The 11,837-nt window shown below is 69.1% G+C and carries 10 protein-coding genes; 6 read left to right on the top strand and 4 right to left on the bottom strand.

The window, feature by feature from the left end; all coding sequences use genetic code 11:
• Positions 1-35 precede the first annotated feature (35 nt).
• Positions 36-1,244, bottom strand: a complete 1,209-nt coding sequence (locus tag ACYCO6_RS28075) for an aminotransferase class V-fold PLP-dependent enzyme (RefSeq protein ID WP_459765453.1) — start codon at positions 1,242-1,244, stop codon at positions 36-38.
• A gap of 519 nt (positions 1,245-1,763) precedes the next feature.
• On the opposite strand from ACYCO6_RS28075, the gene ACYCO6_RS28070 reads away from it, so the two are divergent.
• The 3 genes from ACYCO6_RS28070 to ACYCO6_RS28060 are packed head-to-tail and all read left to right on the top strand — an operon-like array spanning position 1,764 to position 4,298.
• Positions 1,764-2,579: a UDP-2,3-diacylglucosamine diphosphatase gene (locus ACYCO6_RS28070; RefSeq protein ID WP_459765451.1), complete on the top strand. Its 816-nt coding sequence runs from the start codon at positions 1,764-1,766 to the stop codon at positions 2,577-2,579.
• A 10-nt stretch (positions 2,580-2,589) separates the two neighbouring features.
• Positions 2,590-3,636 carry a glycosyltransferase family 4 protein gene (locus tag ACYCO6_RS28065; RefSeq protein WP_459765449.1) on the top strand — a complete coding sequence of 349 codons (1,047 nt, stop codon included), beginning with the start codon at positions 2,590-2,592 and terminating at the stop codon, positions 3,634-3,636.
• A 38-nt stretch (positions 3,637-3,674) separates the two neighbouring features.
• Positions 3,675-4,298, top strand: a complete 624-nt coding sequence (locus ACYCO6_RS28060; protein WP_459765447.1) for a ribonuclease HII — start codon at positions 3,675-3,677, stop codon at positions 4,296-4,298.
• Positions 4,299-4,370: 72 nt separating this feature from the next.
• On the opposite strand, the gene ACYCO6_RS28055 is transcribed toward ACYCO6_RS28060, so the two are convergent.
• Positions 4,371-6,407, bottom strand: coding sequence for a methyl-accepting chemotaxis protein (locus ACYCO6_RS28055; RefSeq protein WP_459765445.1), 2,037 nt, complete (start codon positions 6,405-6,407; stop codon positions 4,371-4,373).
• A 377-nt stretch (positions 6,408-6,784) separates the two neighbouring features.
• A complete protein-coding gene (locus ACYCO6_RS28050) occupies positions 6,785-7,900 on the bottom strand; it encodes a PA0069 family radical SAM protein (protein ID WP_459765443.1) in 1,116 nt (371 codons plus the stop codon).
• A 153-nt stretch (positions 7,901-8,053) separates the two neighbouring features.
• Here ACYCO6_RS28050 and ACYCO6_RS28045 point away from each other — a divergent pair, with 153 nt between their 5' ends.
• A complete protein-coding gene (locus tag ACYCO6_RS28045; RefSeq protein WP_459765441.1) occupies positions 8,054-8,584 on the top strand; it encodes a hypothetical protein in 531 nt (176 codons plus the stop codon).
• A 132-nt stretch (positions 8,585-8,716) separates the two neighbouring features.
• Positions 8,717-10,168, top strand: coding sequence for an amino acid permease (locus ACYCO6_RS28040; protein ID WP_459765439.1), 1,452 nt, complete (start codon positions 8,717-8,719; stop codon positions 10,166-10,168).
• A 218-nt stretch (positions 10,169-10,386) separates the two neighbouring features.
• Here ACYCO6_RS28040 and moaB read toward each other — a convergent pair whose 3' ends face one another.
• Complete coding sequence (gene moaB, locus ACYCO6_RS28035; RefSeq protein ID WP_459765437.1) at positions 10,387-10,944, bottom strand: molybdenum cofactor biosynthesis protein B; 558 nt, start codon at positions 10,942-10,944, stop codon at positions 10,387-10,389.
• Positions 10,945-11,072: 128 nt separating this feature from the next.
• Here moaB and maiA point away from each other — a divergent pair, with 128 nt between their 5' ends.
• Positions 11,073-11,720 carry a maleylacetoacetate isomerase gene (maiA, locus tag ACYCO6_RS28030; protein ID WP_459765435.1) on the top strand — a complete coding sequence of 216 codons (648 nt, stop codon included), beginning with the start codon at positions 11,073-11,075 and terminating at the stop codon, positions 11,718-11,720.
• Positions 11,721-11,837 lie beyond the last annotated feature (117 nt).

Below are 11,837 nucleotides of genomic sequence, written 5' to 3'. Positions count from 1 at the left end.
CGGCAACCCGACCCCGCCCCGGCGGCGTGCGCCATTCACGCCTTATGCAGCGGATTCTCGCGCAGGTAGCTCGACGCGGCAGCGACGCCGGAGCCGGGCGTGACCTTCACGCCGCAATCGATGAGCGCCATCTCGGCACCGGCGATGCCGCCGAGCAGCGACAGCTCGTTGAGGTCGCCGAGGTGGCCGATGCGGAAGACCTTGCCGGCGACCTTGGACAGGCCGGTGCCCAGCGAGAGATTGTAGCGGTCGTAGGCGTGGCTGATCACCTTGGCGGCATCGACGCCCTCCGGCACCACGATCGCCGTGACCGTGTCGGAGTTCCACTTCGGCTCCTTGGCGCAGGGCTTGAGGCCCCAGGCCGCCACGGCCTGGCGGGTCGCCTCGGCGAGCACGTGATGGCGGTGGTAGATGTTCTCCAGCCCCTCCTCCTTCACGATCTCCAGGGCCTCGCGCAGGCCATAGAGCAGCGGCAGGGCCGGCGTGTAGGGGAAGTAGCCGGTGGCGTTGGCGGCGAGCTGGTCCTTCCAGGCAAAGTATGCGTGGCCGAGCCGGTCGTTGCGCCCGGTGCCGCCCTCGGCGATCTTGAGCGCCTTCGGGCTGATGCAGATCAGGCCGAGGCCGGCCGGCAGCATGAAGCCCTTCTGCGAGCCCGCGATGGCGCAGTCGACGCCCCACTCGTCCATCTTGAACGGCAGCGAGCCGATCGACGAGATGCCGTCGACGAAGAGCAGCGCCGGGTGACCGGCGGCGTCGATCGCCTTGCGCACCGCGCCGATGTCGCTGGTGACGCCCGTGGCGGTCTCGTTGTGGACGACCATGACAGCCTTGATGGCGTGGTCCTTGTCGGCCCGCAGGGCCTCCTCGATCTTTTGCGGATCGGCGCCGGTGCCCCACTCCTCCTCCTGGACGATCACGTCGAGCCCGAGGCGCTGGGCCATGTCGACCCAGAGGTGGCTGAACTGGCCGTAGCGGGCGGTGAGTACCTTATCGCCGCGGCAGAGGGTGTTGGAGAGGGCCGATTCCCAGATGCCGGTGCCCGAGGACGGGAACAGAATGATCGTCCCGTTAGTCGAGCCGAACACCATCTTGGAGTCCTGGAGCAGCGGCTTCACCAGATTCGGGAAGCTCGGCGAGCGATGGTCCTCGGACGGCACGTGCATGGCGCGCAGCACGCGCTCCGGGATGTTGGTGGGGCCGGGAATGAAGAGGTGGTTACGACCGGGGCGCCGGGTTGCGGCCATGATGTTTCCTCCGAATAGTCCATTGCGCGCGGGCCAAGCCCGCGCCGGGTTGTCCAAGCGTCCTCGGGAGTCGGTCCGGCGTCGTCGGCCGCGGCTTGGGCCGCGCCCCCTCGAACGCCATCCTCTGCCGTGGATCGGGGGGGGCGCAACGGAGCGGCAGGCGGCTTCACGCCGCTCGCGTCGCGGCACGCCCCCGCGCGCCGGTCGCCTCCGAAATGCCGTCCCGTTCAACGGCCCAAGGGCCGTCCTCGCCGCCTTCCTGTCTACGCCCGGCTCAGCTCGGGCCGAGCCGCCGGTCATCTGGTATTATGAGCGGGCGGCGCTGGAAAGGAAAACCGGAAAAACTTCCGGAACTTGGCAAAAAAATTTTTTGTGCAGTGCAGCGACGGCGATCCTCGGTTGAAAGGCTTCGCCGCACCGCACGCGCCGTCCGGGCGCGGCCCTGAACGGCGCGTCATCAAACTGAGATGGGATCGCGCTCTGGATTCCGGCACCGTTCAGCCGCCGGGAGAGGATGCCGTGGCCGAGGTTGAGGAGATGCCGGTCCGCGTGCGGACGCTGTTCCTGTCCGACCTGCATCTCGGCACGCGTGGCTGCCAAGCCGGGCTGCTGCTGGCGTTCCTGAAGGACTACGACGCCGACACGATCTACCTCGTCGGCGACATCGTGGACGGCTGGCAGCTGCGCTCCGGATGGTACTGGCCGCAGGAGCACAACGACGTTGTGCAGAAGCTCCTGCGCAAGGTCCGCAAGGGCGCCCGCATCGTCTACCTGCCGGGCAACCACGACGAGTTCCTGCGCGACTATGTCGGCACGAGCTTCGGCGGGATCGAACTGGCCGAGACCGCGATCCACGCGGCTGCGGACGGGCGGCGCTACCTCGTGATCCACGGCGACCAATTCGACATGGTTGTGCGCCATTCGCCCTGGCTGGCCCATCTCGGGGACGGTGCCTACACCCTGGCGCTGACCCTCAACACCGTGATCAACAAGGTGCGGCGGCGGCTCGGCCTGTCCTACTGGTCGCTCTCGGCCTGGGCGAAGCTGCGCGTGAAGAACGCCGTCAGCTTCATCGGACGCTTCGAGACGATCCTGGCCGAGGAGGCCCGCCGCCAGGGCGCCGACGGCGTCATCTGCGGTCATATCCACCATGCGGCGGACCGGCCGATCGGCGACTTGCGCTACCTCAATACCGGCGATTGGGTGGAATCCTGCACCGGTCTGGTGGAGCATTACGACGGCCGCATCGAGGTGCTGCACTATCCGAGCCTCCTCAGGGCGCGCGCGACAGAGGCCGTGCCGCAGCCGCTGCCGGGCCGGCGCGCGGTGGCGTGAGGGACCACGCGTGAAGCTCCTCATTACCAGCGACGCGTGGCACCCGCAGGTCAATGGCGTCGTGCGCTCCCTGGAACAGATGGTGCGCCGCGCGCCCGAGCACGGGTTTGAGGTCGCGCTGCTCTCCGTGGCGGATTTCCGCTCGCTGCCGCTGCCGGGCTATCCGGAAATCCGCCTCGCCTATGCCGGGCGGGAGCGGGTCGCGGCGCGCTGGAGATCGGAGCGGCCGAGCCACGTCCATATCGCGACGGAAGGCCCAGTCGGCCTCGCCGCGCGGCGCCACTGCCTCGCCCACGACCTGCCCTTCACGACGAGCTACCACACGCGGTTTCCCGAGTACCTCGCGGCCCGCGCTCCGGTGCCCGAGGCGTGGTCCTACGCGTACCTGCGCCGGTTTCACGGCGCGGCCCGGGGCACGATGGTCAGCACCGCCTCGCTCCAGGGGGAGCTCTCGGCCCGGGGGTTCGCCCGGCTGATGCGCTGGACCCGGGGCGTCGACACGGAGCGGTTCCGGCCGGCCGCGCCCGGCGCGCCGGTGCCGGCGGACCTCGCCGGCCTGCCCCGGCCACTGTTCCTGTATGTCGGGCGGCTGGCGGTGGAGAAGAACGTCGCGGCCTTCCTGAGCCTCGATCTCCCCGGCACCAAGGTCGTGGTCGGCGATGGGCCGGACCGGGCCCGTCTCCAGGCGCTGGCGCCCGGGGCGCGGTTCCTCGGGACCCGCACCGGCGCGGCGCTCTCGGCGACCTACGCGGCCTGCGACGTGTTCGTGTTCCCGAGCCTCACCGACACGTTCGGCATCGTTCTGTTGGAAGCCCTGGCCAGCGGCCTGCCGGTGGCGGCTTTCCCCGTGCCGGGCCCGAACGACGTGGTCGGCGGCACCCGGGGCGGGATCCTCGACCGCGATCTGCGGGCCGCCGCGCTCGCCGCCCTCGACCTGTCGCGCGCCGAGTGCCGGGCCGAGGCGATGCGCTGCGGCTGGGACCTGAGCGCGCGCCAGTTCTTCGGCAACATCATCGAGGCGCATGGCAGCGAACCCGGGACCCGGGACGCCGCCTGACCGGTGACGGCGCCCGCGCGGGATGGCAGGAGGGCGCCATGCCGCCTGCCAGGAAGACTTCGCCCGCCGCGACCTCGCCGTTCGATCCGGCCCGCGCTGCGGATTACCCCGCCATCGTCGGATGCGACGAGGTCGGGCGCGGCGCACTCTGCGGGCCCGTGATCGTGGCCGCGGTCTGGTTCGATCCGGCGGCGATTCCGCCGGCGCTGCTCGCCGCCCTCGACGATAGCAAGCGCGTGCCCGAGCCGGTTCGCGAAAAGCTGGCGCCCCTGATCCGCGCGGAGGCGCGGGTCGCGGTGGCGGCGGGCTCCTGCGCGCTGATCGACCGGATCAACATCCGCGCGGCGACCTTGGACGCCATGGCGCGGGCGGTCGCCCGCCTCGGGATTGCGGCGCCGGTCTTGGTCGACGGGCGGGACGCTCTGCCCGGCCTGCCGGGCCGAGCCGTGATCGGCGGCGACCGGCTCGTGCCCCAGATCGCCGCCGCCTCGATCGTCGCCAAGGTGTTCCGCGATGACCTCATGCGACGCCTCTCGGAACGCCATCCCGGCTACGGCTGGGACCGCAATGTCGGATACGGCACCGCCATCCACCGGGCCGGGCTGACGAGACTCGGCCGCAGCCCACACCACCGCCTCAGCTTCACCCGCGGGTACGGCTAAGGCCGGCGCGAGAATTGGGCCGGAGCGCGCGATCTGCCGCTCCGGGTTCGCCCTGTCGGGCACGCAGCAGTCTCACGCCGTCCGGATGGTGGTCAGGAAGCGGTCGACCTCGGCGGTGAGCCGCTCAGATTGGCGCGACAGGGCGCCGGCGGCGGTGAGCACGTGATCGGCCGCCGCCCCCGTCTCCTCCGCGGCATCCGCCACGCCGACGACGTTGCCGGTCACCTGCTTCGCGCCCGCTGTGGCCTGGACGATGTTGCGCACGATTTCCCGGGTGGCCGAATCCTGCTGCTCCACGGCTGCCGCAATCGAAGCGGCAACCCCGTTGATCTCCCGGATCCGGCCCGTGATCGTACCGATCGCGCCCACCGCCTCGCCGGTCGCGTTCTCGATGCGGCTGATCTGAGCCGCGATGTCGTCGGTGGCCCGGGCCGTCTGCCCGGCCAGTTCCTTGACCTCGGCGGCCACCACCGCGAAGCCCCGGCCCGCATCGCCGGCACGGGCCGCCTCGATCGTGGCGTTCAAGGCCAGCAGATTGGTCTGGGCTGCAATCGACGAGATCAACTGCACGACGTCACCGACCTTGGCGGTTGCGGCGCTGAGCTCCATGACCAGCACGGCGGTCTGGTCTGCCTCGTCGGCAGCCTTCTGTGTCAGGTCGGAGGAACCGGCCACTTGGCGGCCGATCTCTTCGATCGAACCGCCGAGCTGCTCGGCGGCGGCCGAGACCGTGTTGACGTTGATCTCGGCCTGTTCGGCGGCGGATGCCACTGTGGCGGACTGGACGGCGGTCTCCTGTGCGGTGGCCGACATCTGGCGGGCGGTGCTCTCCAATTCGGCGACGGCGGAAGAGACCTCGGCGACGATGCTGCCGACCGCCTGCTCGAAGGCGCCGGCCACCTGATGCATGACCGTCCGGCGCTGTTCCTCGGCGGAGCGGTGGGATTCCGCGCGCTCCTCCTCCAAGGCTCTCTTCCGGATCAGGTTATCCTTGAACACTTGGACCGCCGCCGCCACGGCGCCGATCTCGTCGCGGCGCGCCTGGGCGGGGATCGCCACGCTGGCGTCACCCCCTGCGAGCGCTTGCATCGCCTGGGTCATGGCCCGGAGCGGTCGGAGCACCCGACGGAACACGGCGATCGTACCGCCAACCGCCAGCAGAGCGGAGACGGCCAGGAACAGCACAGCACCGAGAAGCGCGTGCTGCGACTCGGTGGCCAGGACCTGGGCCCGGCCGATCATCGTGTCGAGAGCCGCGAAGGCCAGATCGAGCATCGTCTTTCCATCGGCGATGTCGCGCCTGCGCAAATCCTCGGCCTCAATGCCGGGCTGCCTGCCCTGGCTGAGCGCGTCCGTGACCTCCACGCGTCGCCTCGCCGACTCGCCTTCGAAGTTGCTGGTACCCGCCTTATGGAAGGCGGCCCGAAGGGAAGTCGGGACATCGCCCGTCATCCTATCGACGACGCCGGTCCAGGCCGCGAACAGGCGTGCCCGCTCCTCGGCAGCCGCGATGATCTCGGCTTGCGACCAGGCGGACCTGGCGGCCACCGAGGTTTCGATTCGGACCCAGGAATTGCCGAGTGCGATCCGCGTCGCCCAGGCGGCGCGCTTGATGTCGAGGGCCTGCGCGACCGCCTCGTCCCGGCGCGGGATGGCGGCGTCCACCGCATTGTTGGTTGCCGCGAAGGCGCTGAGGAGGTCGGTGACGACCGTCTCGAAGGTCTGTGGGAACGCGCCGTCGCGGCGATCCTTCGGGAGCGCAACGATCACGTCGACCTGTGGACGCAGGGCGGCCAAGGCCTCCTGCGCGTGCCGAAGTGGTTCCAGCGTCACTTGCACCGACGGCACGTCGAGGCCGTGCACGAGACTCCAGAATTCCTTCCCCGTTTCCACCAGGATTTGCCGCTCGGACAAGTACTCCGCCCTGTTGGCGTTGGAGATCGGCTCCTCGCCGGCCAGGGCCGCCTTGACGGTGCCCCGCGCCATGCGGGTCGCGATCACCGACCGGAGCAGGGCGCGGCTCACTTGTGTGAGAGTGACGACGCGTTGTTCTTCGCGCGCCTGCTCCACCGCGCTGAGAAGTGTATCCGTCCGCGTCAAAAGTAGCATGGCGCCCATGCTGACCAAAATCGCGACAAGTATTAGACTGATTGAGAGCCTGAGATGATTATTCAACGACAAGTTCCTTCGCGTCAAATTCAAAGAAACTGGCTGCACAGAAGACAAAAACGCGTGTCTGTCAACCTCGAATTTATGATTCAATCTACGTATGTAGAATTTATGCCAAAACTAAACCTAGAATAAATGGCAATACGTTGAGCGTATCGCCTGCGCTGCGATGGATGGCGGCTGCAAAGGCTCGCAGTCTTGGTGAATGAGACCACGCTCAATATTTTGAGATGACTGAGCGTATCCAGGGTCGATCTGACCCTGAAGGTGCTGCATCCACGCGGTTCTGTGCGCGCTCGGATCCACGCCGTGCCGGCTCAGAACAGCGTCAACTGTCCTCGCGGACTCCGAAACGCCGACCGATTCAAGTCCATCCGCCCGAACGCGAAGCCGAGCCGCGTGCCCGACAGCCGGACCCGCTGGCCGATCATCGCCGCGTAGGGGCCCTCGCCGCGGAAACGGTGGCCGAAGCGGGGATCGTTCTCGCGGCCGCCCCGAGCCTGCGCGAGCAACCCGAAAGTCCGGGCCTTCCGCTCGGGATAGTGTTCGGCGAACCAGTCGGCCATGAGGTCGGCAACCTCGCCTGGAAGCCGCAGCAGCGCGTGGCCGACGCGACTCGCACCATTCTCCCGGGCGCGCGCCAGGATCGCCTCGATCTCGTGATCGGTCAGGCCCGGGATGATCGGCGACAGGTTGACCATCACGGGCACCCCCGCCGCGCTCAGGCGCTCCATCGCGGCGAGCCGCTTCTCCGGCCGGGGCGCGCGTGGATCGAGGCGGCGGGCGAGGCCCGGGTCCAGGGTTGGCAGCGAGATGGCGACGAGGACGAGGTTCCGTGCGGCCATCTCGGTCAGGATGTCGAGGTCGCGCAGGACCAAGTCGGACTTCGTGGTGATGCCCACGGGATGTCGCGCGTCCTGCAATACCTCGAGCACCGCGCGGGTGATGCGGTGCTCCCGCTCGAGCGGCTGGTAGGGATCGGTAGCCGTGCCGAGCGCGATCGTCTCCGCACGATAGCCCGGCGCCGCGAGTTCGCGGGCGAGGAGCCTGGCGGCCTCCGGCTTGGCAAAGAGCCGCGATTCGAAATCGAGCCCGGGCGACAGGCCGAGCCAGGCGTGCGTCGGGCGCGCGTAGCAGTAGATGCAGCCGTGCTCGCAGCCGCGATACGGGTTGATTGAGCGGTCGAACGGGATGTCGGGCGACGTGTTGCGGGCGATGATCCGAGCGGTCCGCTCCGGCGTGACCTGGGTCCGCAGGGGTGGCGGATCGTCGGCGTCCCAGTCGGGATTGTGGAACGCCTCGCGCCGGGCTGCTTCGAAACGGCCTGTGGGATTGGCCGTGGCACCGCGCCCGCGGCGTGCGCCCTCGGGCGGCGTGCTGGTCTCGAGGCGCAGCGAAGCGCCAGATCTGGATCCGTCCCGCAGCCCCGGCATGGTGAGTCGCCCCCGTGTTTCCTATAGAACATATAGCGAACACGATGCGGCCAAACGCCTAATTTTGCGGCAAATCCGGCTCGGGCGCGCGTCTCGGTCGCCCCGACGCCTTCGAGAGGTGGATCAACGGTTTACGGCGGCGCAAAATCGTCTATGGGCGCGCTCATGCTCTCCGCGGTGACCTATCTGGCCGACCCGGCCGATTCGGACGCGATCGATCGCCTCGCCGACACGCTCAGCGTGCTCGTGTCCGGGGTGGCCGGCGGCCTGATCGGCGATGCCGTGATCGTGGCGGGGACCGAGAGCGAGGCGGTGGCGGCCGTGGCGGAGGCGACCGGTGCGACCCTCGTCCTTCATCGGGGCGGCAATCCCTACGCGGCGGGGGCCGCCGCGGCCCGCCGGGACTGGATCCTGTGCCTGGAGGCGGGCGACGTCCCGGCCGAGGGCTGGATCCGTACCCTCGACCGCTTCGTCGGGACCGTCCGGCCGGAGACCGGGCTCGGCCGCCTGCACCGTCCGGCCGCCGGCTGGCTCGGCCGCCTCGTCGGCCGGATCGAGGTCCTGGCCGGTGCCCGGCAGGCGCGGGCCGGGGACGTCGTGCGACGGGAGGCCCTGCGCGCCGGGGCCGTGTTCGCACCCCGCCTCAAGGTCAAGCCGCTGATCGTCCGAATCGACCGGGCCTGACTGGCAAAATCTTGTGCCGGCGCTTGTTGTTGTCGGTCGCTCCTCCTCTACAACTCTCGAAGTGCGGCAGACACTTTGCCGGCCCGGTGCGTCTGGGAGCGCGCTGAACCGCCCCCCTGGAAGGATGGTGCAATGGATTCGTCGGGCCTGATGGGGCGCAAATCGGTCGACGACATCCTTGAGAGCGGCGAGGGCGAGCAGCAGCTCTCGAAATCGCTGGGCGCCCTCTCGATCACCGCGATGGGGATCGGCGCGATCATCGGCGCCGGCATCTTCGTGCTTACCGGCACGGCCGCGGCCCAGTATGCCGGGCCTGGGATCATGCTCTCCTTCGTGCTCGGCGGTATCGCGTGCGCCTTCGTGGGCTTGTGCTACTCCGAGATGGCGGCGCTGATCCCGGTGGCCGGGTCGAGCTACACCTATACCTACGCGACGCTCGGCGAGTTCTTCGCGTGGCTGATCGGCTGGGACCTGATCCTCGAATACGCCATGGGAGCGGCCACCGTGGCGGTGGGCTGGTCGGGCTACGTCACCAGCATCCTGAAGGATGTCGGAATCGTGATCCCGGCGCAGTTCGCCCACGCGCCCGGCACGCCGATCGACGGCGGCGGCACCGCCCTGTTCAACCTGCCGGCCGTGCTGATCGTGGCACTCATCACGATCCTGCTGATGCGCGGTACCAAGGAATCGGCGCGCTTCAACAACATCATGGTGGCGGTGAAGCTCACCGTCGTGGTGGCCTTCATCATTCTGGGCTGGGGCCATATCGACACGGCCCACTGGAGCCCGCTGATCCCGCCGAACGACGGCACCTTCGGGCATTTCGGCTACAGCGGTATCCTGCGCGGCGCCGGCGTGGTGTTCTTCGCCTTCATCGGCTTCGATGCGGTCTCGACCGCCGCCCAGGAGGCGCGCCGGCCCCAGAAGGACATGCCCATCGGCATCCTGGGCTCGCTGGCGATCTGCACGATCCTCTACGTGCTCGTGGCCGCCGTGCTCACCGGGCTCGTGCCCTACAAGGACCTGAACGTCCCCGACCCGATCGCCAAGGGCGTCGACGTGATCGGCATCGGCTGGTTCGCCCTGCTGATCAAGCTCGGGGCGCTGGCCGGCCTGACCACCGTCATCCTGGTCCTGCTCTACGGCCAGAGCCGGATCTTCTTCACCATGGCCCAGGACGGCCTGCTGCCGAAGATGTTCTCGCACGTCCACCCGACCTACCAGACGCCGTATCGGAGCCAGGCGCTCATCGGCGGCGCGGTCGCGCTGGTGGCGGCGCTGGTGCCGATCAACATCCTGGGCGAGATGGTGAGTATCGGGACGCTCGCCGCCTTCATCCTGGTCTGCGGTGCGGTGATCTACCTGCGCCGGACCGACCGCCACATGAAGCGGCCGTTCCGGGCGCCCGCCGTGCCGGTGGTGCCGATCCTCGGCATCCTGTTCTGCCTGCTGCTGATGATCGGCCTGCCGCTCGACACGTGGCTGCGGCTGGTGATCTGGATGGCGATCGGGCTCACCGTGTACTTCTTCTACGGCCGCAGGCACTCGGTCCTGCGCCGCAAGGAGGGGAACGCGGTCGGCTGATGCCGATGGCCTATTTGACCTCGAAAACCGCCTTCGGCCGAGACTTCAGGCGGCAGATCGCCAACCCGCCCCCTCATCCTGAGGTGCCGAAGCGCAGCGGAGGCCTCGAAGGAGCCTTCTAGGAATCGCGGTGCTATCCGGAGGACTCTTTCGAGCCCCGCTGACGCGGGCACCTCGGGATGAGGTTCAGGATGGGAGCATCCCAGTCACACAGGCTCTCATGCCGTAATGCTCGCCCCACGCCGCAGATGCTCGTCGAGCCGCGGCATGATCTCCACGAAGTTGCAGGGGCGGTGCCGGTAGTCGAGTTGCTGGGCCAGGATCCCATCCCAGGCGTCCCGGCAGGCACCCGGCGAGCCCGGCAGCACGAACACGTAGGTTGCCTGCGCGACCCCGGCGGTGGCGCGGGACTGCAGGGTCGAGGTACCGATCTTGTCGTAGGAGATCCGGTGGAACACGGCCGAGAAGCCGTCCATCCGCTTCTCGAACAGGGGCTCCAGCGCCTCCGGGGTGACGTCGCGGCCGGTAAACCCGGTGCCGCCGGTGGTCAGCACCACGTCGACTCCCGGATCGCGCAGCCACGCCTCGACCTGGCCGCGGATCGCCGGGATCTCGTCCGGGACGATGGCCCGGGCGGCCAGACGGTGCCCCGCCTCGGTGAGGCGCTGGCTCAGCGTGTCGCCCGACCGGTCATCCTCAAGGCGGCGGGTATCCGAGACAGTGAGCACCGCGATGTTGAGGGGGATGAAGCGGCGGGCGTCGGGCTGGTCGGCCATGGCGGGGGTTCTCCGGGATAGGCGCCCGATATGGGCTGGCCCCATCCGGTTGTCGCCCCCCGGCCCGCCTCTTGCGGCGCGGCACAAACTCGGCTGTGCTCTCCCGATCCCGTCGGAGATCCCGTCCCATGCACATGTACGGCAACTGGCGCTCGGCCGCCGCCTTCCGAGTTCGGATCGCGCTCAAGCTGAAGGGCATCGCCTACGAGGAGACTTTCATCGACCTCGACGCGGGCGACCAGCACAAGCCGGAATTCCGCACGATCAATCCGCAGGGCGCAGTGCCCGCCCTGTTCGACGGCGATGGACCGCCGCTCACCCAGTCGCTCGCCATCCTCGACTACCTGGAGGAGACGAAGGGCGGCGTGCGGCTCCTGCCCGAGGATCCCCGGGCCCGGGCCCGGGCGCGCTCCCTGGCGCAGGTCGTCGCCTGCGACACGCACCCGCTTTACGTGCCGCGGGTGCGCACCTTCCTGATGGACCATTACGGTCTGCCCCGGGAGCGGATGCTCGACTTCCTGCGCAACGCCTTCGAGACCGGGCTGCGGACCCTCGAAGCGCGGCTCAGCACCGAGCCGGGAACCGGCCGATTCTGCCAGGGCGACGCGGTGAGCCACGCCGATCTCTGCCTCGTCAGCCTCTGGGTCGGGACAGGCATCTTCGGCGTCGACACGGCACCCTACCCGACGGTGGCACGGATCGCGCAGTCCTGCCTCGCCCTGCCGGAGGTCGCGGAGGCCCACCCGCTGCGCCAGCCCGGTGCACCCCAGGGTTGATCCTTCGCGCGCCCTCTGGTCACGGGTGCCGTCGGAAGGCAGATGTGGCAATCGGTCACCCAGGACGTGTAAGCAGGCCGGCGTTTTAATCCCGGTTCGGGGGAAGAAAGAGTGTCG

The organism is Methylobacterium sp. CM6257, from assembly GCF_054611515.1.
This window is presented reverse-complemented; position numbering and strand designations above follow the sequence as displayed.

Excerpts from the sequence above, each read along its gene's own strand:
- moaB (WP_459765437.1), bottom strand. The coding sequence starts at position 10,944 with ATGGCCGACCAGCCCGACGCCCGCCGCTTCATCCCCCTCAACATCGCG.
- ACYCO6_RS28075 (WP_459765453.1), bottom strand. The coding sequence starts at position 1,244 with ATGGCCGCAACCCGGCGCCCCGGTCGTAACCACCTCTTCATTCCCGGC.
- ACYCO6_RS28040 (WP_459765439.1), top strand. The coding sequence starts at position 8,717 with ATGGATTCGTCGGGCCTGATGGGGCGCAAATCGGTCGACGACATCCTT.
- ACYCO6_RS28060 (WP_459765447.1), top strand. The coding sequence starts at position 3,675 with ATGCCGCCTGCCAGGAAGACTTCGCCCGCCGCGACCTCGCCGTTCGAT.
- ACYCO6_RS28055 (WP_459765445.1), bottom strand. The coding sequence starts at position 6,407 with ATGCTACTTTTGACGCGGACGGATACACTTCTCAGCGCGGTGGAGCAG.
- ACYCO6_RS28050 (WP_459765443.1), bottom strand. The coding sequence starts at position 7,900 with ATGCCGGGGCTGCGGGACGGATCCAGATCTGGCGCTTCGCTGCGCCTC.
- ACYCO6_RS28045 (WP_459765441.1), top strand. The coding sequence starts at position 8,054 with ATGGGCGCGCTCATGCTCTCCGCGGTGACCTATCTGGCCGACCCGGCC.
- maiA (WP_459765435.1), top strand. The coding sequence starts at position 11,073 with ATGCACATGTACGGCAACTGGCGCTCGGCCGCCGCCTTCCGAGTTCGG.